Annotated in this window: 21 protein-coding genes; 9 read left to right on the top strand and 12 right to left on the bottom strand. The window is 69.3% G+C overall.

Features of this window, described 5'->3' with window-relative positions:
• Window positions 1-60 precede the first annotated feature (60 nt).
• Window positions 61-1,020: a nitronate monooxygenase family protein gene (locus G3N62_RS14280; protein ID WP_059558873.1), complete on the bottom strand. Its 960-nt coding sequence runs from the start codon at window positions 1,018-1,020 to the stop codon at window positions 61-63.
• Between the two features lie 289 nt (window positions 1,021-1,309).
• Between G3N62_RS14280 and G3N62_RS14275 the strand changes: the two genes are divergently transcribed.
• Window positions 1,310-2,206: an alpha/beta hydrolase gene (locus tag G3N62_RS14275; RefSeq protein WP_034189132.1), complete on the top strand. Its 897-nt coding sequence runs from the start codon at window positions 1,310-1,312 to the stop codon at window positions 2,204-2,206.
• A 33-nt stretch (window positions 2,207-2,239) separates the two neighbouring features.
• Here G3N62_RS14275 and G3N62_RS14270 read toward each other — a convergent pair whose 3' ends face one another.
• Window positions 2,240-2,731, bottom strand: a complete 492-nt coding sequence (locus tag G3N62_RS14270) for an Lrp/AsnC family transcriptional regulator (RefSeq protein ID WP_034189293.1) — start codon at window positions 2,729-2,731, stop codon at window positions 2,240-2,242.
• Window positions 2,732-2,843: 112 nt separating this feature from the next.
• Here G3N62_RS14270 and G3N62_RS14265 point away from each other — a divergent pair, with 112 nt between their 5' ends.
• Entirely contained in the window at window positions 2,844-3,746 is a 903-nt protein-coding gene (locus G3N62_RS14265) for a DMT family transporter (protein ID WP_059558901.1), read from the top strand.
• 243 nt (window positions 3,747-3,989) lie between these two features.
• Here the strand turns inward: G3N62_RS14265 and G3N62_RS14260 are convergent, their stop codons facing one another.
• From G3N62_RS14260 to G3N62_RS14245, 4 genes are read right to left on the bottom strand one after another with little or no spacing between them, the layout of a single operon-like run.
• The gene (locus G3N62_RS14260; RefSeq protein WP_034189134.1) at window positions 3,990-4,196 is read right to left on the bottom strand and encodes a DUF1289 domain-containing protein; all 207 of its coding nucleotides are present in this window, start codon (window positions 4,194-4,196) and stop codon (window positions 3,990-3,992) included.
• On the bottom strand, window positions 4,193-4,699 hold the full coding sequence (locus G3N62_RS14255; RefSeq protein ID WP_034189135.1) for a YbaK/EbsC family protein: 507 nt from the start codon (window positions 4,697-4,699) through the stop codon (window positions 4,193-4,195). Before G3N62_RS14255 ends, G3N62_RS14260 begins: the two co-directional genes overlap by 4 nt.
• A gap of 26 nt (window positions 4,700-4,725) precedes the next feature.
• The gene (locus G3N62_RS14250) at window positions 4,726-5,658 is read right to left on the bottom strand and encodes a hydroxymethylglutaryl-CoA lyase (protein WP_034189136.1); all 933 of its coding nucleotides are present in this window, start codon (window positions 5,656-5,658) and stop codon (window positions 4,726-4,728) included.
• A gap of 31 nt (window positions 5,659-5,689) precedes the next feature.
• On the bottom strand, window positions 5,690-6,631 hold the full coding sequence (locus G3N62_RS14245) for a glyoxylate/hydroxypyruvate reductase A (RefSeq protein WP_049028960.1): 942 nt from the start codon (window positions 6,629-6,631) through the stop codon (window positions 5,690-5,692).
• Between the two features lie 350 nt (window positions 6,632-6,981).
• Between G3N62_RS14245 and G3N62_RS14240 the strand changes: the two genes are divergently transcribed.
• The gene (locus G3N62_RS14240; protein ID WP_034189138.1) at window positions 6,982-7,605 is read left to right on the top strand and encodes an alpha/beta hydrolase; all 624 of its coding nucleotides are present in this window, start codon (window positions 6,982-6,984) and stop codon (window positions 7,603-7,605) included.
• Between the two features lie 18 nt (window positions 7,606-7,623).
• Here G3N62_RS14240 and G3N62_RS14235 read toward each other — a convergent pair whose 3' ends face one another.
• The 3 genes from G3N62_RS14235 to G3N62_RS14225 form a co-directional block, all read right to left on the bottom strand.
• Entirely contained in the window at window positions 7,624-9,744 is a 2,121-nt protein-coding gene (locus G3N62_RS14235) for a phospholipase C, phosphocholine-specific (protein ID WP_124670246.1), read from the bottom strand.
• Window positions 9,745-9,788: 44 nt separating this feature from the next.
• Entirely contained in the window at window positions 9,789-10,073 is a 285-nt protein-coding gene (locus tag G3N62_RS14230) for a hypothetical protein (RefSeq protein WP_124670245.1), read from the bottom strand.
• Between the two features lie 254 nt (window positions 10,074-10,327).
• On the bottom strand, window positions 10,328-11,248 hold the full coding sequence (locus G3N62_RS14225; protein WP_059558865.1) for a LysR substrate-binding domain-containing protein: 921 nt from the start codon (window positions 11,246-11,248) through the stop codon (window positions 10,328-10,330).
• 111 nt (window positions 11,249-11,359) lie between these two features.
• Between G3N62_RS14225 and G3N62_RS14220 the strand changes: the two genes are divergently transcribed.
• The gene (locus tag G3N62_RS14220) at window positions 11,360-11,998 is read left to right on the top strand and encodes a glutathione S-transferase (RefSeq protein ID WP_034189142.1); all 639 of its coding nucleotides are present in this window, start codon (window positions 11,360-11,362) and stop codon (window positions 11,996-11,998) included.
• A gap of 136 nt (window positions 11,999-12,134) precedes the next feature.
• Window positions 12,135-14,330 carry a TonB-dependent siderophore receptor gene (locus G3N62_RS14215; protein WP_124670244.1) on the top strand — a complete coding sequence of 732 codons (2,196 nt, stop codon included), beginning with the start codon at window positions 12,135-12,137 and terminating at the stop codon, window positions 14,328-14,330.
• Between the two features lie 26 nt (window positions 14,331-14,356).
• Here the strand turns inward: G3N62_RS14215 and G3N62_RS14210 are convergent, their stop codons facing one another.
• The gene (locus G3N62_RS14210) at window positions 14,357-15,625 is read right to left on the bottom strand and encodes an MFS transporter (RefSeq protein WP_059558860.1); all 1,269 of its coding nucleotides are present in this window, start codon (window positions 15,623-15,625) and stop codon (window positions 14,357-14,359) included.
• 106 nt (window positions 15,626-15,731) lie between these two features.
• Between G3N62_RS14210 and G3N62_RS14205 the strand changes: the two genes are divergently transcribed.
• Entirely contained in the window at window positions 15,732-16,775 is a 1,044-nt protein-coding gene (locus tag G3N62_RS14205; protein WP_059558898.1) for a LysR substrate-binding domain-containing protein, read from the top strand.
• Window positions 16,776-16,960: 185 nt separating this feature from the next.
• Here G3N62_RS14205 and dapA read toward each other — a convergent pair whose 3' ends face one another.
• The gene (gene dapA / locus G3N62_RS14200; protein ID WP_124670243.1) at window positions 16,961-17,854 is read right to left on the bottom strand and encodes a 4-hydroxy-tetrahydrodipicolinate synthase; all 894 of its coding nucleotides are present in this window, start codon (window positions 17,852-17,854) and stop codon (window positions 16,961-16,963) included.
• A gap of 451 nt (window positions 17,855-18,305) precedes the next feature.
• Between dapA and G3N62_RS14195 the strand changes: the two genes are divergently transcribed.
• Window positions 18,306-19,325 carry a sulfate ABC transporter substrate-binding protein gene (locus G3N62_RS14195; RefSeq protein WP_034189147.1) on the top strand — a complete coding sequence of 340 codons (1,020 nt, stop codon included), beginning with the start codon at window positions 18,306-18,308 and terminating at the stop codon, window positions 19,323-19,325.
• Window positions 19,326-19,495: 170 nt separating this feature from the next.
• A complete protein-coding gene (locus G3N62_RS14190; RefSeq protein WP_059558857.1) occupies window positions 19,496-20,464 on the top strand; it encodes an ion channel in 969 nt (322 codons plus the stop codon).
• 23 nt (window positions 20,465-20,487) lie between these two features.
• Here G3N62_RS14190 and G3N62_RS14185 read toward each other — a convergent pair whose 3' ends face one another.
• Entirely contained in the window at window positions 20,488-21,102 is a 615-nt protein-coding gene (locus tag G3N62_RS14185) for a glutathione S-transferase N-terminal domain-containing protein (protein ID WP_124670242.1), read from the bottom strand.
• 360 nt (window positions 21,103-21,462) lie between these two features.
• On the opposite strand from G3N62_RS14185, the gene G3N62_RS14180 reads away from it, so the two are divergent.
• Window positions 21,463-22,020, top strand: coding sequence for a DapH/DapD/GlmU-related protein (locus tag G3N62_RS14180; protein WP_069245716.1), 558 nt, complete (start codon window positions 21,463-21,465; stop codon window positions 22,018-22,020).
• Window positions 22,021-22,777 lie beyond the last annotated feature (757 nt).

Genomic DNA, 22,777 nt, shown 5'->3' with positions numbered 1-22,777 from the left:
CTTTTTTGTTGGTGCCGACGGTTGGCGTGTCGATCGCGGCGGCGGGGGCCGCCGCATGCGTCAGCGCGGGATGCCGAGCCGCGTCTTCGCGTCGTCGTACTCGCGTTTCAGCCGCTCGACGAGCGCCCCCACGCTCGGCAGGTCGTCCATCAGGCCGACGCCCTGGCCGGCGCCCCAGATGTCCTTCCACGCCTTCGTCTTGTCGCTGCCGAAATTCATCTTGGTCTTGTCGGATTCCGGCAGCGCCTCGGGATCGAGGCCGGCTTTCTCGATGCTCTCGCGGATGTAGTTGCCGTGCACGCCGGTGAAGAGGTTCGTGTAGATGATGTCCGACGATTTCGCGTTGACGATCGCGCGCTTGTAGTCCTCGACCGCGTGCGCTTCCTGCGTCGCGATGAAGCGCGTGCCCATGTACGCGAGGTCAGCGCCCATCGCCTGCGCGGCGAGGATCGAGCCGCCGTTCGCGATCGAGCCGGACAGCACGATCGGGCCGTCGAAGATCTTGCGGACTTCGCCGACCAGCGCGAACGGCGACGTCGTGCCCGCGTGGCCGCCGGCGCCGGCCGCGACGAGGATCAGCCCGTCGACGCCGGCTTCGAGCGCCTTCTGCGCGTGGCGCAGGTTGATCACGTCGTGCAGCACGATGCCGCCGTAGCTGTGCACCGCGTCGACGATCTCGCGCGCCGGCGCGCGCAGGCTCGTGATGAAGATCGGCACCTTGTGCTCGACGCACACGCGCACGTCGTGCTCGAGCCGCGCGTTCGACTGGTGGACGATCTGGTTGACCGCGATCGGGCCGATCACCGCGTCGGGGTGTTTCGCCTTGTGGTCGGCCAGCTCCGACTGGATCTGCGTGAGCCACGCGTCGAGCTGCTCGGCCGGACGCGCGTTGAGCGCGGGGAACGAACCGACGATGCCCGCCTTGCATTGCGCGAGCACGAGTTCGGGGTAGCTGACGATGAACATCGGCGACGCGATGACGGGCAGCGTCAGGTTCTGCAGGACAGCGGGCAATGCCATGTGATGTCTCCAGTCTCCAGGGGCCGTCGGCGCCCGCGCGGTCGCGTGGCGCCGACACCATGCTTGGCGTGCGAACGGTGATTCGAGTGTAGCCGCGAACCGCGGTGCGCTCGATGGCGTTCATATTAATACGAACGGTCGTGCGATTCTACGCGAGCTTAACAAAATGCGCGGTGGGGCGGCAATCGAGGGAGTGTTCTCTTTCTACGGTTTCGGGTGGTTACCCCGCTGTGTAGACGCACCGGCGCTCCTAAAATAGCCGCCATAACAAACCAACGAGAAACAAACCATGTCGTTTGAGGCGTTTGCACCGTTTCGCGTGACGGTGCAGGACACCGACATCTTCGGTGTCAAAGGAGGCGCGGGTCCGCCGCTTCTGTTGCTGCACGGGCATCCGCAAACCCACATGATCTGGCATCGCGTCGCCGCGACGCTTGCGAATCATTTCACGGTGATCGCCACCGACCTGCGCGGCTACGGCGCGTCGGGCCGGCCGCCGAGCGACGCGCGGCACATGCCGTATTCGAAACGGGCGATGGCGGCCGACCAGGTCGCGGTGATGCGGCATTTCGGCTTCGAGCAGTTCCACGTGTGCGCGCACGATCGCGGCGCGCGGGTCGCGCACCGCCTCGCGCTCGATCACGCGGACGCCGTCGAGCGGATGATGCTGCTCGACATCGCGCCGACGCTCGCGATGTACGAGAAAACCGACCGCGCATTCGCGACCGCGTATTTCCACTGGTTCTTCCTGATCCAGCCGGCGCCGCTGCCCGAGACGCTGATCGGCGCCCATACCGATGCCTACATCGAGCGCGTGATGGGCAACCGCTCGGCCGGGCTCGCGCCGTTCGCGCCCGCGGCGCTCGACGCCTATCGCGCGGCGCTCGCGCAGCCGGGCGCCGTGCATGCGATGTGCGAGGACTATCGCGCGTCGGCGACGATCGACCTCGAGCACGACCGCGCCGATCTCGAGCGCGGCAACAAGGTCGCGTGCCCGCTGCGCGTACTGTGGGGCGAGCACGGGATCGTCGGCCGCTGCTTCGATCCGCTCGACGAATGGCGACGCGTCGCGCGCGACGTCAGCGGCCGTGCGCTCGACTGCGGCCACTACATTCCGGAAGAGGCGCCCGTCGCGCTGATCGACGAACTGCTCGCGTTCTTCGAAGCGCGCGACCCGGCTGCGTAGCGGTGCGTGCGGGCAGCGCGCGCGGCCCGCTGCTCAGCGCTGCGCGTGGTCGTCGTCGGCCAGCGGCGGCAGGCGTCGCGGCACCGGTGTCGATTTCACGATCGCGGTGCTCGTCTCCGCGCGCTCGGTCACCTTCGACAGGATGTCGTCGAGGTGCGCGATCGTGCGCAGGTAGAGCCGGCAGATGAAGCAGTCTTCGCCGGTGACCTTGTCGCATTCGACGAATTCGGGAATGCGCCGCAACAACTCCTCGACCAGGTGCAACTGGCCCGGCAGCGGCTTCACGCGGACGATCGCCTGCAACGTGTAGCCGAGCGCGCGCGGGTCGAGCTCGACGGTGAACGCGGCGATCACGCCCTGCGCCTCGAGCCGCCGCACGCGGTCGGCGGTGGCGGGCGCCGACAGCCCGATCTGCCGGGCGAGTTCGCTGGTCGCGATGCGCGCATCGTCGGCGAGCGCCGCGAGGATCGCGCGGTCGGTCGCGTCGAGCGACGCGACGGCGGGAGGAGAAAGGCGTTTCGGCATGATTGCTTTGCTTTCGAAGGTCAATCGGCTGATTCGCTTCAGTTTAGCCGTGGTTTCGGCGAAAGCAAGTTTCTAGAATCGAAGTCATCCAGTCTCTTCAACGGAGTTCATGATGGCCTCGAATGAAATTCGCCGCGGCGGCGCCGAGATGGTCGTCGCGATGCTGATGTCCGGCACGATCGGCTGGCTCGTGATGTCGTCGCAGCAGCCGCTGACGAATGTCGTGTTCTTCCGCTGCCTGTTCGGCGCCGCGACGCTCGCGATCGTCTGCGCGGCGTTCGGCTTCCTGCGCCGCTCGCTGTTCTCGCCGCGCATGCTCGCGCTCGCGACGCTCGGCAGCGTCGCGATCGTCGCGAACTGGCTGCTGCTGTTCGCCGCGTATTCGCGGGCGTCGATCTCGATGGCCACCGCCGTCTACAACACCCAGCCGTTCATGCTCGTCGCGCTCGGCGCGATCGTGTTCCGCGAACGGATCACCGCGTCGACGGTCGCGTGGCTCGCGCTCGCCTTCGCCGGGCTCGTGTTCGTGGTGCGCGTCGAGCCGTCCGTGCTCGCGGTGCCCGGCGAGTATCTCGAGGGCGTGGCGCTGTCGCTCGGCGCGGCGTTCCTGTACGCGATCTCGTCGATCGTCACGAAGCATCTGAAGGGGACGCCGCCGCACCTGCTCGCGTTGCTGCAGGCCGGCATCGGCATCGTGCTGCTCGCGCCGTTCGCGCACTTCGGCACGCTGCCCGCGACGGCCGGGCAGTGGCTCGACCTGATCGTGCTCGGCGTCGTCAACACGGGCCTGATGTACGTGCTGCTGTACGGCGCGATCCAGAAGCTGCCGACCGCGATGACCGGCGCGCTGTCGTTCGTCTACCCGGTCGTCGCGATCGTCGTCGATCACTTCGCGTTCGGGCAGACGCTCGCGTGGTCGCAGGTGCTTGGCGCGCTGCTGATCCTGCTCGCGGCGGCCGGCGTGAACCTCGGCTGGCGCATCGTGCCCGCGCGTCGCGCGGCGATCGGCAACTGAAACGATCGTACGATTCGGCATGGCCGAACGATGCCGCCGCCGCCCGCCGGGCGCCCGTTTCGGGAGCGACGATTGCGCGCGAAAGCGGCCCGCGCGCACGCGTGGAAAACGCTGTAAGAAGTTGTAGGGAAACACCCGATGCAATGCGGCCGCGTCGCTCGTATGATGCGGGCTGTGACGTTGATCACGTTCACAGGATTCCGATCTCGACGCCGTTCGCCCGCGAGGCTGAACGGCTTTTTTTTATGTCTCGCTTCCGGCGAGCAGGCGCCGCCGCGCGTCGAGCCGCGCGAGCAGCGCACGCCTCGCGTCGTCGTCCGACGTGCGCCATCCCTTGATCTCGCCGCGCGTGCGCAGGCAGCCCGCGCACCAGTCGGTGCGCGGATCGATCCGGCAGACGTCGGTGCACGGCGACGCGACCGTGCCGACCGGCAGCGGCACGTCGCTCATGCCGGGTCCCGCAACGCGACGTCCGCGACCGGCGCGCCGGTCAACGACACGAGTTCGTGCGGCGACAGGTTGAACACCGCGTGCGGATGGCCGGCGGCCGCCCACAGGCTGTCGAGCGCGAGCAGGTCGGCGTCGATCAGCGTGACGGGTTCGACGAGATGGCCGATCGGGCAGACGCCGCCGATCGCGTAGCCGGTGTTGTCGCGCACGAATTTCGCGTCCGCGCGGCCGACCGCGCCGACCTGCGCGGCAACCTTCTTCTCGTCGACGCGATTGACGCCGCTCGCGACCACCAGCACGGGCGCGCCGTCCGACTGCCGGCGAAACAGGATCGACTTCGCGATCTGCGCGACCGAGCAGCCGAGCCCGGCCGCGGCCTCGGCCGACGTCTTGCCGGTTTCGGCGAGCATCACGATGCCTTTCGCGTGGCCGCGCTCGCGCAGCAACAGCGCGACGCGTCGCGCGGAATCGGGGAGGGAATCGAATGAAGCAGGTGTCGTCATGTTGATGAATCCATGGAGTGCCGTGGTTACACGCAGGCCGCGTCGTCGGCCGCGCTTTGTGCCTTGGCGAGCAATGCGCGACCGGCGCGCGACACGTTCGCGCGGCCGATCGCGTTCGAGATGAAGTCGCCGGCGGCGACGACCTGCGCGAGATCGATGCCGGTGTCGATGCCGAGGCCCTGCAGCAGGTACAGCACGTCCTCGGTCGCGACGTTGCCGGTCGCGCCCTTCGCGTACGGGCAGCCGCCGAGACCCGCGACCGAGGCGTGGAAGATCTCGATCCCTTCGAACAGCGCCGCGTAGATGTTCGCGAGCGCCTGGCCGTAGGTGTCGTGGAAGTGGCCCGACAGGCGCTCGCGCGGAAACACGCGCGTGACGGCCGCGAGCACCTCGCGCGTGCGCTTCGGCGTGCCGACGCCGATCGTGTCGGCGATGTCGATCTCGTCGCAGCCGAGCGCCGCGAAGCGCTCGACGACGTCGACGACCGACGCGACCGGCACCTCGCCCTGGTACGGGCAGCCGAGCGTGCACGACACGCTGCCGCGCAGCCGCAGGCCGGCATCCTTCGCGGCCTTCGCGACGGGCTCGAAGCGCGCGATGCTCTCGGCGATGCTGCAGTTGATGTTCCGCTGCGAGAATGCCTCGCTCGCCGCGCCGAAGATCACGACCTCGTCCGCGCGTGCGGCGAGCGCATTCTCGAAACCCTTCAGGTTCGGCGTGAGCACCGAGTACACGGTGCCCGCGCGGCGTTCGATACCGGCCATCACGTCGGCACCGTCGGCCATTTGGGGCACCCATTTCGGCGACACGAACGACGCGGCCTCGATGTTGCGGAAGCCGGCGCGCGACAGCCGGTCGACGAGCGCGATCTTCACGTCGGTCGGCACGAAGGTCTTCTCGTTCTGCAGCCCGTCGCGCGGGCCGACTTCGACGATCTTGACGGCGGTGGGGAACGTCATGGTTGTCTCCTGGTTTCTCTCGAGGCGGAATTCAGTAGCCGCGCGCGTAGTCGACGACGCCGCTGACGCGTTCGCCGCGCTCGAACGCGCGGATCTTGCCGGCGATCTGCTCGACGGCCTCCGCGCGCAGCGTCTCGGCCGAGCTGTGCGGCGTGATCGTGATGCGCGGCGTATGCCAGAACGGATGGTCTTCCGGCAGCGGTTCGTGCTGGAACACGTCGAGCGTGGCCGCGGCGATCCGGCCGCTCGCGAGCGCGTCGAGCAGGTCGGCCTCGACGAGATGCGCGCCGCGCGCGACGTTGACGACGTACGCGCCGGGCGCGAGCCGCGCGAACGCGCGCGCCGACAGGATGCCGTCGGTGTCGGGCGTGCTCGGCAGCAGGTTGACGAGCACCTTCGCGGCGTCGATGCAGGCGTCGAATGCGCCGTCGCCGGCGAAGGTCGTCATGCCGTCGAGCTGCTTCGCGCTGCGGCTGTAGCCGCGCACGGGCAGGCCGAGCGCGGCGAGGGCGCGCGCGACCTGCGTGCCGAGCACGCCGAGGCCGAGCACGGCGACGGTGAAGCTCGCGCGCGGATGCGGGTCGAGCGGCTGCCAGCGGCGCTCGCACTGCAGCGCGTCGTATTCGTCGAAGCGGCGCAGGTAGCGCAGCACCGCGTGCGTCACGTACTCGACCATCTGCCGTGCCATGCCCGAATCTTCCAGCCGCACCAGCGGCACGTGCGCGGGCAGCGTGCCCGGATGCGCGCGCTCGAGCGCGAGCAGCGCGTCGACGCCCGCGCCGAGATTGAAGATCGCGCGCAGGCCGTCGCGCGGCGCGAAGAATTCGCGCGGCGCGCGCCACACGAGCGCGTAGTCGGCGGCGGCCGTGTCGCCCGGCTGCCACGCGCGCAGCTCGGCTTCCGGCAGCGCGTGGGCGATCTCGTCGCGCCATGCGCCGGCTTCCTGGTGCGGGGAGTAGAACAGGATCTTCATTGCGTGACGGCGTGCGCGCCGGCGGGGCGCGTCACGGGCAAGGCGAGCGGAGCCGGGCGCGGCGCGCCGGCAGGCGTAGCGAACATCGGGCGTCTCCTGGCGAGCGGGCCCGGCGCATCGGCGCCCGGCCCGGCTCGGTGTGAAGCTGACGGGAAGCCCACATTCTACGGTTTCGCGGCACATTGCGCCGTCGCGCGGGCCCGCGCAGGCGGCCGGCACGCGGATGGCCGCGCGGGATGGCCGGCCCACGGATGGCCGCCCCACGCAAAAGCAAAGCACAAAATATTGGTTCGGCCGCCGGGGACGCGGCGCCACAATCGAACCTCGTCTTCAAGCAAGCGAGGGCAATCATGAGCGCATGCAGCAAATCGGCGTGGCCGCCGCGGCTCGTCACCGTTCCGGGTCTGCACGGCAGCGAAGGCGCTCACTGGCAGACCTGGCTCGAGCGGCAATTCCCGCGTTCGCTGCGCGTCGAGCAGGACGACTGGGACGCCCCCGATCTCGCCGGCTGGGCGCACTCGGTGCGCACGCTGCTCGAACGCGAGCGCGGGCCGTTCGTGCTCGCCGCCCACAGCTTCGGCTGCCTCGCGACCGCGCATGCGCTCGCGCAGGGGCCGCATACGGGCGATGTCGCGGGCGTGCTGTTCGTCGCGCCGGCCAGCCCGAAGAAATTCACGTTCGCCGGGCCGTTCGACGCACGCCGGCTCGCGGTGCCGTCGATCGTGATCGGCAGCGAGACCGATCCGTGGATGCCGCTCGCCGACGCGCGCACGCTCGCGCAGCGCCTCGGCAGCGCGTTCGTGAACCTGGGCGACGCCGGGCACATCAACACGGCGGCCGGCTTCGGGCCGTGGCCGCGCGCGAAATACTTCATCGATACGCTGGTGCACTGCGCGGCGCCGCTGCGCTTTCGCGACGCGGACGACGGCTTCGAAGCCGCGCTCGTCGACCGCGCGCTGGCGCACGCGGTCTGACGGCGCGGGCCGTCGCGCTTACGACGCGGCGACGGGCTTGACGGCGGCCGGATCCGAATAACTCGGCCGGCCGTTTTCGACGTGGCCCGCGAAGCGGCGCGAGAACGTGCCGCTCGCGCCGTCGCTGACCGTCACGTCATACCACTGGTGGCTCGACGCGAGCGCCCACTGCTCGACCCGCTCGTCGCCGCCGTGCAGCGTCACCTGCCGCGACGGCGCGCCGTATGCGTTGTCGGTCAGCGTCAGCGTGACATGCGCGCCACCGTGGTTGCGCAGCTTCAGGTACAGGTTCCCGTTCGCGACGTCGTAGCCGGCCTTCACCTCCGGCTGGGCCGGATTGCGGTGCGGCGCGGCCGTGGCCGGCACGTTGCCGGAGAACATCCGCACGAACCCGTTCGGCCCGTACACCGCGAACGCATACACGCCGTGCGTCGCCGTCAGGTCGAAGTCCGCGTGCAGCACGCGGCGCGCGCCGACCGTATAGCGCCACGGGCCGTCGGTGCGGTTCGTCGCGTACACGTGGAAGTGCGCGCCCTGGTTGCCGCGGTTCGCGAATTCGATGCGCAGCTTCGTTCCGCCGTCGAGGGTCGCGTTCACATGCAGTTCGTACGGCAGGGCGCGCGCGGGCCGCACGCCGGCCTCCTGCGGATCGACCGGCGACGGCGTCGCGGGCACGGTGGGCGCGGGCTGCGACGTGCACTGCTGGTCCGCGATCGAACGGTACTGGCTGGTATCCGGCAGCGGCGGGAACGCGGTATCCGACGAGCGGAAGTCGAACGCGGCGGTGAGGTCGCCGCACACCGTGCGGCGCCACGGCGTGATGTTCGGTTCGTCGATGCCGAAGCGCGCGCCGATGAAGCGGATCACCGACGTATGGTCGAACACCTGCGAGCAGACGTAGCCGCCCTTGGTCCACGGCGACACGACCGTCATCGGCACGCGCGGCCCGAGGCCGTACGGCAGGCCGTCGGCCGTGTAGCTGCCGCCGCGGCCGGGGTTCACGACCGTATGCAGCTCGCCGTCGGTCGTCACGGTGGACGCGCCCTGCGCGGCCGACGTCGGCGGCTGCGGCGGCACGATGTGGTCGAAGAAGCCGTCGTTCTCGTCGTACATGATGAACAGCACGGTCTTGCGCCACACGTCCGGGTTCGACGTGAGCGCATCGAGGATCTGCGACGTGTAGTTCGCGCCGTACGCCGGCGTGTATTTCGGATGCTCGGAGAACGCGGCCGGCGGGCACAGCCACGACACCTGCGGCAGCCGGTCGTTGATCACGTCGTCCTTCAGGTGGTCGAGCGTGCGTACCGTCTGCGCGCGCTGGTACAGCGAGGAACCGGGCTTCGCGTTGATGAAGTTCGCGAAGTTCTGCAGCACGTTCGTGCCGTAGTTGCCGTTGTACGGATCGTTGCCCGTCGTGCCCTGCTGGTAGATCTGCCACGACACGCCGTGCGCGTCGAGACGCTCGGGAAAGGTCGTCCACGACAGCAGCTGGTAGGCGGGCGGCCCGTCGCCGTCGACGTAGTCGCTGTTGTCGAGCAGCGGGCCGCCGAACTTGCCGGTCGGGTCGACCGTGCCCGTCATCAGGTAGGAACGGTTCGGATGCGTCGGGCCCGGCAGCGAGCAGAAGTAGTGGTCGCATACGGTGAACGCGTCGGCGAGCGCGTAGTGGAACGGAATGTCCTCGCGCACGTGATAGCCCATCGTCATGTCGGTCTTGTTCGCGGGCCACTGGTCGTAGCGGCCGCCGTCGATCGCCGCGTGCGTCTTGTACCACGAGTGGTCGAGATCGCCGACGCACTGCGCGCTCGTCGTCAGCGTGTTCAGCCGGAACGGCAGCACGGGCTTGCCCGGATCGGCCTTCGACGGCTGGTACCACACCGGCTTGCCGTTCGGCAGCGGGATCGGGAAGCGGTCGTTGTAGCCGCGCACGCCGCGCAGGTGTCCGAAGTAATGATCGAACGAGCGGTTCTCCTGCATGAACACGACGATGTGCTCGACATCGCGGATCGTGCCGGTGCCGCGCGCGGCGGGAATCGCGAGCGCGCGGCGGATCGATTCGGGAAAGGCGTTGAGCGCGACGGCGGCGCCCGCGGATTGTGCGACGGTATGCAGGAAACGGCGGCGGCTCGATGACGTCATGTGGTTCACCTCGGTTCTGCGGTCGGGGGACGGAAGCGGCGGGATCAGCCCGGCGACGACGCCGCGGCGCTCGACGCGGCCGCGTTCGGCGCCGGCTTCGCGTCGTCGTCGTCATCGGGCGGGTAGTGCACGACGGGCGGCGCGAGCGGCGCGGCATCGGATGCGGCACCGCCCGCGGCTGCCTCGCTGTTGAACGCGCTGGCGGAGCCGGCCGATGCGCTGCCTTGCTGGGAGGCGTCGGTCGCGTGAGCGTCGTGCGGCGCGTCGTCGCTGCAGGCGGCGACGAAAACGGCGGCACAAAGAACGACGGCGACGGAAACGCGGCGCATGACTTCTCTCCTGGCGGGCTGATCGGGAAACGTTTTCGAGTATGCCGATGCGATGCGACGTTTCGGTGAATCGTTTGCGACCGGCGCATGATCGCGGAATGCTTTCGCGCGCCTGACCAAACACTTTCGCGCGATCGCGGGGCGGCAATATTTCCCGGCGCGCGAGGCGGGCCCGGCACTTTTACGCGGACGCGCAACGCGATACGCGACGGCATGACCGTTCGCGACGGGCGTGCGCGGCCGATCGCGCGGCGTCAGCGCCGCGGCGTCCTGCGTCGCACTTCGCTGCGCAGCCAGTCGAGCCAGGTGCGGATCGCCGCTTCGTGAGGATGGCCGGGGCGCCACACGACGTAATGCGCATACACGTCGGTGATGCGCACCGTCGACACGCGCACGAGCGTGCCGTCCGCGAGTTCGGGCTCGATCAGCGAGCGGCGCGCGAGCGCGACGCCGCGGCCTTGCCGCGTCGCGTCGATCAGCGCGTTCGCGTCGGTGAAGCGTGGCGCGCGCGCGGATTCGGTGAGGTCGAGTCGTGCCGCCTGGAACCACGGTTCCCACGGCTGCGCCGGATGGCGCAGCAGCGTCGCGCGCACGAGATCGGCGGGCGTGCGCGGTGCGATGCCGTCACGATTGCGGTACGCGGGGCTCGCGACCGGGAAGATCGTCTCGTTCATCAGTTTTTCGGCGACGACGCCCGGCCAGGTACCGGGCCCGTAACGCAGCGCGACGTCGATGCGGTCGCGCTTGCGCAGCGGCGCGAGCGCCACGTCCAGGTGCAGCGCGATCGCGATGTGCGGATGCGCGGCCGTGAAGCGCGGCAGGCGCGGCGCGAGCCAGCGCTCGGCGACGCTCGGCAGCACGCTGACGTTCAGCGTCACGTCGCAGGTGCGCGGGCGGCGGCGTACCGCGAGTGCCGGCTCGAACGCGCGTTCGAGCACGCTCAGGCCCTGGCGCACCTGCAGCGCGAGGGCATGCGCGGCGTGCGTCGGCGTCGCGCCGTTGCGTTCGCGCGTGAAGAGCGGATAGCCGAGCTGCGCCTCGAGCGCGCGGATGTGCTGGCTGACCGCGCCTTGCGTGAGCGCGAGTTCGTCGGCCGCGCGCGTGAAGCTCTGCAGCCGCACGGCGGTTTCGAACGCGCGCAGCGTCTGCAGCGGAGGGAGGTGGATGCGTCGCATGCGGGTATTAGTAACACTAATGGCCGAGCACGACAATTCATCGTTTGCCGCCCGTCGGTACGCGTTCCTACACTCGGTTCCGTCTTCCACATCCCCGTCGGGGCACACACCATGAACGCCTACCGTCTCTATCTTTCGCCGGGCGCCTGCTCGCTTGCCGCCCACATCGCGCTCGAGGAAACCGGCGCGCCGTTCGACGTCGAGATCGTCTCGGTGCAGAAGCAGCAGAACCTCGCGGCGCCCTATCTCGCGATCAACGCGAAGGCGCGCGTGCCCGTGCTCGCGATTCCGGGCGAGCCGCGCGTGCTGACCGAAACGCCGGCGATCCTCACGTATCTCGCGCGCCGCTATCCGGACGCGCAATTGCTGCCGCTCGGCGATCCGCTGCGCGAGGCGCGGTGTCACGAGTGGCTTGCGTGGCTGGTCGGCTGGGTGCACGGCGTCGGTTACGGCGCATTGTGGCGGCCGGGCCGCTTCATCGGCGATCCGGCGCTGCACGGCGCGGTCAGCGCGCACGGGCGCGGCACGATCGAAGCGGCGAACGCGTCGATCGAAGCAGCGCTCGCCGATGGCCGCACGTGGGCCGAACCGGGTGCGCATTCGATCGTCGATCCGTTCCTGTTCGTGCTGTATCGCTGGGGCGCCGCGATCGGACTCGACATGACGCGGCATGCGGCGTGGACGGCCCATGCGCAGCGCGAGGCCGAACGGCCGGCCGCGCGGCGTGCGCTGGCGCGCGAGGCCGGCTGACACGTTGGGGATCTCGCGCGGCGCGATACTGGGTCTGTCATTTCGTTCGGATCACGAAATTCGAACGTGTCCAATTGCCATGTTGCAGCCATTTCTTTTGAATGGGAATCATTCTCATCCAAGAAATGGAGTGACCATGACATACCGCATCCGGTCGAGCGCGACACCGCCGCGTCGCGCGACGGCTTCCGTCGCGCTTGCAATGATGACGTGCGCGTCCGCGTCCGCGGATGAAACCGATCCGCGGCCGGCGCCGCATCTCGACCCGATCGTCGTGCAGGGCAGCCGCGACGCCGGCTCGCGCGTCGACCGCTCGGGTTCGGCGAAGTATGCGGCGCCGCTGCTCGACGTGCCGCAGACGATTACCGTCGTGCCGCGCGAGGTGCTCGACGAGCAGCAGGTCACGAGCTTGCGCGACGCGCTGGCCAACGTCGCCGGCATCACGTTCAATGCGGGCGAGGGGGGCGGCGGGTCGGGTGACATGTTCAATATTCGCGGCTTCGGCGCGAATGCGAACCTGCAGCTCGACGGCCTGCGCGACAGCGCGCAGAACAATCGCAGCGATCTGTTCAACGTCGAGGCGGTCGAGGTCATCAAGGGGCCCAACTCGGTGTTCGGCGGCGCGGGCACGACCGGCGGCTCCGTGAACCTGGTCAGCAAGGCGCCGAAGCGCGACGCATTCGTCGAGGCCGGCACGGTGCTCGGCACGTCCGACTACCGGCGCGTGACGCTCGACGCGAACCGGCCGTTGCCGGGCACCGACGGCCGTGCGGCATTCCGGTTGAACGCGATGGCGCACGTCAACGACGTTCCCGGCCGGAACGACATCCGCAAGCGGCGCTGGGGCGTGGCGCCCTCGCTTGCCTTCGGGCTCGGCACGCCCACGCGCGTCACGCTCGGCTACTTCCATCAGTACGACAACAACCTGCCCGACTACGGGTTGCCGGCCCGCGGCGGACAGGTGCTGGCCGGCGTGTCGCGCGACAGCTACTTCGGGTGGCGCAACCTCGATCGCGAGCGCATCGCGTCGGATGCCGTCACGGTGAAGGCCGAGCACGACTTTTCGCCGAACCTGAAGCTGCAGAACCTGAGCCGGTATGCGCACCTGGGCCGCGACACCGCGATCTCCGCATCGCACGTCAATCTCCAGGGGGTGTCGCCCGGGCATTACAGGCCGGCCGGGCCGCAAGGCTACGGCCGCGATTCGTCGACGGCGATGTGGGCCAACCAAACGAACGTCACGGCCGCGTTCGACACACTCGGGCTTGGCCATACACTCGTCGCGGGCTTCGACCTCTCGCGGGAAACCTATGGGCGCACCACATACTCGTACGGGCTCAACCGGTTCTATCCGCCGGGCGGTTTTTCATTGGCCGCGCCGCCGGGCGAATGGCGCGGTCCCGCGCAGCGTCGGGACAGCGGACGCAACGACACGGCGCTCGTCGTCAAGGCGCTCTATGCCTTCGATACGATTGTGGTCGGCCGATACTGGAACATCGACGTGGGGCTGCGCCACGACTGGATCGACGGCTGGTCGCGGAGCACGCCGGCCGGCCAGCCGACCGAACGTGCGGACAGCGCCGGCCGGCACCTGAGCACGCGCGCGGGGCTGGTGTTCAAGCCGACCGAGAACGGGCGCGCGTATTTCGCGTACGGCACGTCGTTCAATCCGTCGGCTGAATACCTGGTCACGACCGGGTCCGGCGTGAGCGCAGCGACCGGCGCACTGGCGCCGGAGAAGAACGAGAGCCTCGAGCTCGGCGCGAAGTGGGAAGGGCTGGCGGGACTCGCGCTGAACGGCGCGTTGTTCCAGACGGAGAAGAAGAACGCGCGCGAACGGATGGCCGACGGCAGCTACGCGCTCGCGGGCAGGCAGCGCGTGCGCGGCATCGAGCTCGGGGCGGCCGGCAAGGTGACGCCGCAATGGGACGTGTTCGCGAACTACACGTATCTGGCGAGCGTGACGCTGAGTTCGCCGGCGTCGCCGCGTCGCGACGGCCAGGCACTCGGCAATACGCCGCGCCATGCGTTCAATGTCTGGACGACCTATCGCCTGCCGGCCGGCTGGACGCTCGGCTACGGCTCGCACTTCGTCGGCCGGCGCAACGTGACGTCGGAGGGGAACGGCACGCTCGGCGCGTACTGGGTGCACAACCTGATGGCCGGCTACGACGTGAACCGCCGGCTGCGCTTTCAGCTGAACATCGACAATCTGTTCGACCGCGCCTATGTCGAGCGTGTGCGCCAGGTGTCGGGGAGCGAGGCGAGATCGTCCGCGGTCGAACTCGGTGACGGCCGCTCGGCGATGCTGTCGGCCGTGTACAAGTTCTGACGGCGTGCGCTGCATAGGTGTCGCGGTTATCGCGCGAACAGCGGATAGGTCGCAGCCGCGATCAGCGCGGTCGCGAGCCACACCACGCCCCACGAGCTGACCGCGAGCAGCGGCGGAATCGCGAGCGGGGTCGCGAACAGCCCGAGGTAGACGATCGTGTTCGCCATCCCGAGCGCGGTGCCCGCGTGGTTCGCGCCCGCGAGCGTCGCGAGCTCCGTGTACGCGACGCCGTGCCACGCCGACACGCAGATGCCCGCGAACACGAGAATCCCGACGATCGCGGCGAACGGCACGTGCGCGCTGCCGGCCGTCGCCGCCGCGAGCAGCGCGAACGAACCGGCCGCGACGAGTACCGACCCGCGCAGATACGCGCGCCGGTTGCCGTGCCGGTCGGTATGGCGGCCGCTCCACACGCGCATCACCATCGCGCCGAGCTGCAGCGCGACCATCGCCGCGCTGATGCCGGCAAGGCCGAGCCGGCCGAAGTCGTGCAGGAACACCGTCGCGAACGTGAGCACCGCGAACTGCGGCGCGCACAGCAGGCCGATGCCGAGCACGATGCGCCACACGGGGCCGCTTGCGAGCGGGGTGCGCGCATGCGGGACGGACGGCTGACGCTCGACGGGGCGATGCGCGACGAGGTGCGCCACGGCCGGCTCGGCCGGCGGCTCGTGCAGCCAGCGCCACGTGAGTGCGGCCGAACCCGCGCACAGCAGCATCAGCGCACCGAACACCGCGGCAAAGCCGAGATGCGACGCGAGCGACGGCAGCAACGCCGCGCCGATGCCGCCGCCGAGCGGCACGGCCGTCTGGCGGATGCTCATCGCGAGCCCGCGTTCGCGCTCGCCGAACCAGCGCATCACCGCGCGTCCGCTCGACCCGTTGACGCTGCCGCCGAGCAGGCCGACGCAGCACATCGCCGCGACGACGCGCAGCAGCGGCGGCACCGCGTGCGCGCTCGGGACGATCGTGCACACCATCAGCGCGAGCATCGCGGCCGTCGCGACGAGCCCGGTCAGCAGCACGCGGCGGTCGCCGAAGCGGTCGGCGGCGATCCCCCACGGCAGCTCGGACAGCGCGACGCCGAAGCCGAGCGCGCCGAGCACGAGGCCGAGCGCGCCGTTGTCGAGGTGATAGGCCGTGCGCATCCACACGGCCGTGGTCGGAATGCCGGCTGCGGCCGCCGAAAAGCTCAGGTTCGCGGCGACGCCGGCCGCCAGCACGCGCCAGCGATGAGCCGGGCCGCGTACGTCGCGGGCGGGCGAGGAGGGGGAAGCGATGCACGAGGTGTCCATGACGGCAGGCCCGGTTGGAAATTGACATCCACAGTCTGGCGGCCTACATTCATCCTGAAAATCGGAAAGTTTTTGATGAATCGTTCGATAAAACAGGATGATTGAGATGCCCGGACAAGACCTTCCGCGCGGCGGCGCGCCGCTCGCCGTGGCCGATGCCGCGCTGGCGCGGCCCAATTTCGACGTGGCCGCGTTGCGCAGCCTGGTCGCGGGCGTGGATCTCGGCAGTTTTGCGAAGGCAGCCGACCGTGTCGCGCGCTCGTCGTCGGCGGTGAGTGCGCAGATCCGCAAGCTCGAGGAGCAGGCCGGCACGCCGCTGTTCGTGAAGGCCGGACGCGGGCTCGCGCTGACCGATGCCGGCGACGCGATGCTGCGCTATGCGCGGCGCATGATCGCGCTGAACGACGAGGCCGCGGCGGCCGTGCGCGGCGTGAACCTCGACGGCTGGGTGCGTGTCGGGCTGCAGGAAGACTTCGGCGAGGCGATCCTGCCCGACGTGCTCGGGCGATTCGCGCGCGCGCATCCGAAGGTGAGGATCGAGGCGCGCGTGGCGCGCAATGCCGACCTGTTCGACCGGCTCGACGCGAACCAGCTCGATCTGGCGCTCGTGTGGGGCGATCCGGCGTCGGCCGATTTCGGGTCGCGCGCGGGGATCGGCAGCGAAACGATCGCGCAGGTCCCGATGCAATGGATCGGCGCGGTGGGGAGCGGTGGATTCGGGGTACCGGAGGGCGGCGACGCGGCGGCCGACGGTGAGGCGGATGAAACGGGCGGCCGCGCCGGGCACGTGCCCGGCGAGCCGTTGCCGCTCGTCGTGTTCGACCGGCCGTGCCGGTTCTTCGGCGCGGCGGCCGATGCGCTCGACCGCGCCGGCACGCCGTGGCGCGTCGCGTTCACGACGCCGAGCCTCGCCGGGTTGTGGGCCGCGGCGGCGGCCGGCCTTGGGCTCACGGTGCGCTCGCGCTACGGGCTGCCCGCATCGGTGCGCGCGCTCGACGCGGCGTCGTGCGGGTTGCCGGAGCTGCCGAGCCTGCCGCTGATCCTGCTGCGGCGCACGTCGCCGGCGACGCCGACGGTCGACCGGCTCGCGCGGATCGTGACGCAGGCGGTCAGGGAGGCGACGGACGGGGCGGCGGCGCTGGCGGCCTGACGATACCGTCGGTCGCCGCCACGGGCGCGATTCGTTCGCCCCTCTGCCGATCACCTCGCGCCTGCCTCGCTACCCATTCGATCCGGAGTCCTGCAAGGGAAGGACCCGAATCGCGGATGACTTCGATACGCCGCTGCGTCGGGCCGGCATTCATCGGCCGGCGGCGCCATGTGCGGTGGTGCGGCTCATGCCGCGGCGGCGTCCGGCTCGCTTGCTTCGAGCGCGGCACGGATCGTTGCCAATCGCTCCCGCAGCGCTTCGCTCGCCGGCACGAACGGCAGCCGCAACTCGTCCTCGCACCACCCCTGCGCGGCGAGCACGGCCTTCACCGGCGCCGGGTTCGGCTCCGCGAACAGCGCTGCGACGAGCGGCTGCAGCGCGACCGACAGGCGCCGCGCGTCGGCGAGCCGCCCGTCGCGCAGTAGCGCATGAATGCGCACGTGCCATTCGGGCAGCACGTGCGCGCTGCTCGCGATCGCGCCGTGCGCGCCGGCGCACATCGCCGCGAAGTTCTGGTTGTCGTCGCCGGACAGGATCGCGAGCGGCGTGTCGTGCACGAGACGGCTCATCCGGTCGAGCGTGCCGCCGCATTCCTTGATGCCCGCGACGCGCGGGTCGCGCGCGAGCGCCTGCAGCGTGTCCAGTTCGACGTTCACGCCGGTGCGGTACGGGATGTTGTAGACGAGCACCGGCAGGTCGGCCGCGTCGACGATCGCCTCGACATGGCGGCGGATGCCGTCCTGCGTCGGGCGCACGTAGACGGGCGGCGTGACGAGCAGGCCGTCGGGCCGCAGGGCCGCGAGTTCGCGTGCGCGCGCGGCCGCGACATGCGTCGCGCTCGCGGTCAGCCCGACGACGATCGGCCGCCCGGGCGCCGCGTCGCGCAGCGTCGCGAACACCGCGTCCTGTTCGCGCGCGTCGAGCAGGACGCCTTCACCGGTCGTCGCGCCCGCGACGAAGCCCGCGATGCCCGCGGCCGCATAACGACGCGCAAGCCGCGCGAGCGCCGCATGGTCGACTTCGCCGTGGTGAAACGGCGTGATGATCGGCAGCCAGATACCTTCGAAACGTGTGTTCATGCAAAGCCTCATGGTGGAAACGGAGTGGGAAGGAACCGTTCCGCCGGCGGTGTGCCGGAGCGAGGCGTGCGTGCAAGGAGAATGAAACGACCTGCGGGCATCCCGTCCGGCATTCGCCTGACGGGACGCGACGTCCCCGTCAGTCGAGGAGTCGTTTTTTCAGTTTCAGCCCGGCCGCGCGCGTACCTGCCGCGACGGCGGCGAGGATCGAAAGCGGGCGCAGGGGTGCGGACATGGATGAACCGTAAGTGGGCTGAGCGGCGATCTTAACACCGGATCGGCGGCGCGCGCGAGCGCCGGCCGCCGTTTAGCAGGATTCGAGATTTGCTTTCCACGACTGATTGGAAGGCGCGCCGCGCCCGGCCGCTAGAATGCCCGCTTACGTTTCGATGACAGCGCGTACGCGTGCCGTCACGCACATTCACCACCACTGGAAACGGGGCATATCACGATGGCAAGCATCAAGGGGATCGGCCGCTGGCTGCACACGGGCGCGGCGGCGGCGCTGGTCGTGGCGGCGACGGCCGCGCATGCGGACACGTCGATCCTGAACGTGTCGTACGACGTGACGCGCGAGCTGTACAAGGACATCAACACGGGCTTCGCGGCCGCATACAAGCAGAAGACCGGCGAGACCGTCACGATCAAGCAGTCGCACGGCGCGTCCAGCGCGCAGGCGCTGTCGGTGCTGCAGGGGCTGCAGGCCGACGTCGTGACGATGAACCAGCCGAACGACATCGACCTGCTCGCCGAGCGCGGCCAGCTGCTGCCGAAGGACTGGCGCGCACGCTTCCCGGACAACAGCTCGCCGTACTCGACGACGATGGTGTTCCTCGTGCGCAAGGGCAATCCGAAGGCGATCAAGGACTGGAGCGATCTCGCGAAGCCGGGCGTCCAGGTCATCATCGCGAACCCGAAGACGTCGGGCAACGGCCGCTACGCGTATCTCGCCGCATGGGGTTTCGAGAAGCTGAAGGGTGCGACCGACCAGCAGGCGCTCGATTTCGAGAAGGCGATCTTCCGCAACGTGCCGGTGCTCGATTCGGGCGGCCGCGGTGCGACGACGACGTTCACGCAGCGCGGCATCGGCGACGTGCTGGTGACGTTCGAGAACGAGGTCGCGCTGATGGACACCGGCGCATCGGGTGCGCAGTTCGACGCCGTGTATCCGTCGGCGAGCATCCTCGCGGAGCCGCCGGTCGCCGTCGTCGACAAGGTCGTCGACAAGAAGGGCACGCGCAAGGTCGCGCAGGCGTATCTCGACTACCTGTACACGCCGGAAGCGCAGGAGATCATCGCGCAGCACCATCTGCGCCCGCGCGACGCGAACGTGCTGAAGAAGCATGCGGCCGAATTCAAGGCGCTGAAGACGTTCAGCGTCGAGCAGGTTTTCGGCAGCTGGGCGAACGCGCAAAAGACGCATTTCGCCGACGGCGGCACGTTCGACCAGGTGATCGTCGACCGGAAGTGACCGCGGCGCGCCTCGCGCGCGGGTCCGCACGATGACGACGCAGCCGGCCGCATACGCGGCCGGTTTTTTTTTCGGCACGGCGCGGCGGATTTCCGTTTCGCGCCGGTACGCGTTCCCGGCCGCCGCCGCGCATGCTACGCTCATCGCCTCCCTGCAACCGGCGCCGCGCGATGAACGTCGATTCGTCTTCCCCAGCCCCCCGCGGCCGCGGCCGCAAGATCTGGTCGGGCACCCGCCCGGTGATTGCGTACGGGATGCCGCCGCTCGGCTGGCGCGACTTCTACCATCGCGCGCTGACGGTGAGCTGGCCCGTGTTCTTCCTGTCGCTCGCGGTGCTGTTCCTGCTGCTCAACGGCGGCTTTGCGACGCTCTATCTGCTCGGCCATGCGCCGATCGCGAACCAGTCGCCGGCCGGCTTCGGCGGCGCGTTCTTCTTCAGCGTCGAGACGCTCGCGACCGTCGGCTACGGCGACATGCATCCGCAGACCGTTTACGCCCACCTCGTCGCGACGTTCGAGATCTTCGTCGGGATGTCGGGCATCGCGCTGGCCACGGGGCTCGTGTTTGCGCGCTTTTCGCGGCCGCAGGCGAAGATCCTGTTCGCGCGCAACGCGATCGTGCGGCCGCTAAACGGCCGGATGACGCTGATGGTGCGCGCCGCGAATGCGCGCCAGAACGTGATCGCCGAGGCGCAGGCGAAGTTGCGGCTGATGCGCATCGAAGGCACGCACGAGGGTTACTCGCTGCGCAAGATCCACGACCTGCCGCTCGTGCGCAGCGAGCATCCGATCTTCCTGCTCGGCTGGAACCTGATGCACGTGATCGACGAGTCGAGCGCGCTGTTCGGCGAGACGCCCGAATCGCTGGCCGCGCGCGACGCGTCGTTGCTGATCACGATCGAAGGCTCGGACGAGACGACCGCGCAGGTCATGCAGGCGCGTCATTCATGGGCGCATGGCGAGATCCGCTGGCGTCATCGCTACGTCGACCTGATGCACGACGAGGACGGCATCACGCACATCGACTACACGCATTTTCACGAAGTCGTGCCGATCGACGTCGATACCGACGAGCGCGGCTCGCCGGGCGTGGTGATCGACGCCGATGCACCGGCGCAGGGGCCGGCCGCGCAGGCGTGATCGAGGGGCCGGCCCGTCAGCGGTCACGCATGCAGCAACCGCGCCGCTTCGCGCTGTTCGATCGCAACGGCGCGGCGGAATGCGTCGCGATCCTCGGCGCGCGCGACGTAGTCGCCGAGCACGCCTTCGTGCGGCAGCAGATGCGCGTCGAACGCGATCTTCAACGTGCTCGCGAGCAGCAGGTCGGCCGCGGTGAAGCGCTCGCCGACGAGCCACGGGCGATGGGCGAGCGCTTGCGCGAGCGCGCGCTGGACGCGCGTGATGTCGCCCCAGCCGAACGCGACCGGATTGCCCGATGCGCCGGTGAATTTTTCGGCCATCGCCGGTTCGAGGCAGGTCGGCGTGAAGAACATCCATTGCAGGAAGCGGCCGCGCAGCGGATCGTCGGGCGCGATGCCGAGCCCGGCGCCCGGGCAGCGGTCGGCGAGGTAGAGCAGCACGGCGCCCGATTCGGCGAACGGCGCGCTGCCGTCGTCGAGCGCGGGTAGCTTGGCCATCGGGTTGACTTGCACGAACGCGTCGCTGCCCTGTTCGTGCGAGCGCAGGTCGATCGGCACGAGTTCGTACACCACACCGATTTCCTCGAGCATCCACAACGCCCGGAATGCCCGGGTCTTCGGCCAGTAGTAGAGCTTCATCGCGCCTCCGCGTGTGGGTGCAGGTGTCGGTCCGGTCGATGCTCAAGCGTACCCGAGCGCGGGAGGTTCGGACAGGGGCGCCCGGCCAAGGGCCATTCGGTCGAGCGAGCCTGTTCGGGCGTTGTATGGCGAGCGCGGATCGGGCGGAAAATCGGGCAAAGCCTGACGGCATAAGGAAGTTTTGCGATAACTAGTTATATATTGACTAGTTAGTAAAATCGAGAGTGATCCTGACGGAAGCGGCGTTACCACCCGGGGTCGCCGCCGGTCCCGCGGCATCCTCGCACACGGCCTCGCAGGCATTCGACCACCACCGCCGACGCATCACGAAACGCGGAAATCACCAGGGACAAGTCACGCATGGCAAACGACGATCGCACCACGATCATTCCGCGAAGAACGCCGGAATCGGCGGCGATGGTGGCCGAGGTCAAACGCGCGATGGCGATCACGGCGCGGCTCAACCGTCTGACGTTCGACGATGCGGCGGCAGTGCGCGCAGTGTTCGGCGAACTGATCGGCACGCAAGTGGACGACGGCTTCGTGCTGATCCCGCCGTTTCACGCGACGGGCGGCACCGGCATGAAGCTCGGGCGCAACGTGTTCGTCAACCAGAACTGCACGTTCTACGACCTGGGCGGACTCGAGATCGGCGACGACGTGATGATCGGCCCGAACGTCAGCCTGATCACGTCCGGTCATCCGGTCGAGCCTTCGCGGCGGCGCGACTGCGTCGTTGCGAAGCCGATCGTGATCGAACGGAATGTGTGGATCGGCGCCGGCGCGACGATCATCGGCGGCGTGACGGTCGGCGAGAATGCGGTCGTCGCGGCTGCGGCGGTCGTCACGCGTGATGTTCCGCCGAATACGCTGGTCGGCGGCAATCCGGCGAAGGTCATCCGGTCGATTGCGGAGTAGCGTTTGCCCGGGCGCCCCTGTCGGGGCGACGGCGCATCGTCGGACGGATGTGGACAACTCGCCCCGCAGCGACTCGAAACGCTGTGCATTTGAATGGTGAGGGTGCCGCCGAGGCCGTCCGGACAAGGCTTTCCGGCTTTTCCGGTTGCGGTGCGCCGGCGCGTGCATGGAGGTCTCGTCGTGCGACCGCTTGTGGATATCCTCGCCCCGAAACGACTCGGCGCGCTGTGGATTTCACCGGTGAGGATCACCGGATGCCGCTCAAGAGGCGAAGCGGGGTGTGGACAACTCGCCGCGAGACGAAGCGAAATGCTGTGAAATCCACTGGTGAGTGTCGCCACCCGATCGCGCGAGGCACCCGTTCCAGCAAGGCTTGCCGGCCTCTGCCGTGATTCGGGGCGCCGCGCATTCTAACGGAACGCGCGAAGGCGTGACCGAACCCCCTGTGCGTCGCGATGCCGGCATCCGGGTGCGGATCCCGGTCGCAAGGTCGTGCATTCTAACGGTGAGCGCGGGCGCGTGGCTTCCAACGTGCGATTTTCGTCGCATGCCCGTGCTCTCCCGAGCGACTCGACATGCTGTGGGAATCAATGGTGAGCATGAGCGTCCGGCTGGCCGGCAGCCAGTCCGGACGCGGCTGTCCGGGCGACGTCGCCGCCGGGGGCACGTGCCCGGTCAGGCGCGCCGCGCGCGCTTCAGTGTGGATATCCGGCCATCGGAACGACTCGCGGCACTGTGGTTTTCGACGGTGAGGGTC

The sequence above is a fragment of the Burkholderia sp. Tr-20355 genome (assembly GCF_017104685.1).
In the GTDB taxonomy this organism is placed as follows: Bacteria; Pseudomonadota; Gammaproteobacteria; order Burkholderiales; family Burkholderiaceae; genus Burkholderia; species Burkholderia seminalis.
This window is presented reverse-complemented; position numbering and strand designations above follow the sequence as displayed.

Bases quoted from the DNA above. Each gene is read 5' to 3' on its own strand.
- G3N62_RS14280 (WP_059558873.1), bottom strand. From the start codon at position 1,020: ATGGCATTGCCCGCTGTCCTGCAGAACCTGACGCTGCCCGTCATCGCG.
- G3N62_RS14275 (WP_034189132.1), top strand. From the start codon at position 1,310: ATGTCGTTTGAGGCGTTTGCACCGTTTCGCGTGACGGTGCAGGACACC.
- G3N62_RS14270 (WP_034189293.1), bottom strand. From the start codon at position 2,731: ATGCCGAAACGCCTTTCTCCTCCCGCCGTCGCGTCGCTCGACGCGACC.
- G3N62_RS14265 (WP_059558901.1), top strand. From the start codon at position 2,844: ATGGCCTCGAATGAAATTCGCCGCGGCGGCGCCGAGATGGTCGTCGCG.
- G3N62_RS14260 (WP_034189134.1), bottom strand. From the start codon at position 4,196: ATGAGCGACGTGCCGCTGCCGGTCGGCACGGTCGCGTCGCCGTGCACC.
- G3N62_RS14255 (WP_034189135.1), bottom strand. From the start codon at position 4,699: ATGACGACACCTGCTTCATTCGATTCCCTCCCCGATTCCGCGCGACGC.
- G3N62_RS14250 (WP_034189136.1), bottom strand. From the start codon at position 5,658: ATGACGTTCCCCACCGCCGTCAAGATCGTCGAAGTCGGCCCGCGCGAC.
- G3N62_RS14245 (WP_049028960.1), bottom strand. From the start codon at position 6,631: ATGAAGATCCTGTTCTACTCCCCGCACCAGGAAGCCGGCGCATGGCGC.
- G3N62_RS14240 (WP_034189138.1), top strand. From the start codon at position 6,982: ATGAGCGCATGCAGCAAATCGGCGTGGCCGCCGCGGCTCGTCACCGTT.
- G3N62_RS14235 (WP_124670246.1), bottom strand. From the start codon at position 9,744: ATGACGTCATCGAGCCGCCGCCGTTTCCTGCATACCGTCGCACAATCC.
- G3N62_RS14230 (WP_124670245.1), bottom strand. From the start codon at position 10,073: ATGCGCCGCGTTTCCGTCGCCGTCGTTCTTTGTGCCGCCGTTTTCGTC.
- G3N62_RS14225 (WP_059558865.1), bottom strand. From the start codon at position 11,248: ATGCGACGCATCCACCTCCCTCCGCTGCAGACGCTGCGCGCGTTCGAA.
- G3N62_RS14220 (WP_034189142.1), top strand. From the start codon at position 11,360: ATGAACGCCTACCGTCTCTATCTTTCGCCGGGCGCCTGCTCGCTTGCC.
- G3N62_RS14215 (WP_124670244.1), top strand. From the start codon at position 12,135: ATGACATACCGCATCCGGTCGAGCGCGACACCGCCGCGTCGCGCGACG.
- G3N62_RS14210 (WP_059558860.1), bottom strand. From the start codon at position 15,625: ATGGACACCTCGTGCATCGCTTCCCCCTCCTCGCCCGCCCGCGACGTA.
- G3N62_RS14205 (WP_059558898.1), top strand. From the start codon at position 15,732: ATGCCCGGACAAGACCTTCCGCGCGGCGGCGCGCCGCTCGCCGTGGCC.
- dapA (WP_124670243.1), bottom strand. From the start codon at position 17,854: ATGAACACACGTTTCGAAGGTATCTGGCTGCCGATCATCACGCCGTTT.
- G3N62_RS14195 (WP_034189147.1), top strand. From the start codon at position 18,306: ATGGCAAGCATCAAGGGGATCGGCCGCTGGCTGCACACGGGCGCGGCG.
- G3N62_RS14190 (WP_059558857.1), top strand. From the start codon at position 19,496: ATGAACGTCGATTCGTCTTCCCCAGCCCCCCGCGGCCGCGGCCGCAAG.
- G3N62_RS14185 (WP_124670242.1), bottom strand. From the start codon at position 21,102: ATGAAGCTCTACTACTGGCCGAAGACCCGGGCATTCCGGGCGTTGTGG.
- G3N62_RS14180 (WP_069245716.1), top strand. From the start codon at position 21,463: ATGGCAAACGACGATCGCACCACGATCATTCCGCGAAGAACGCCGGAA.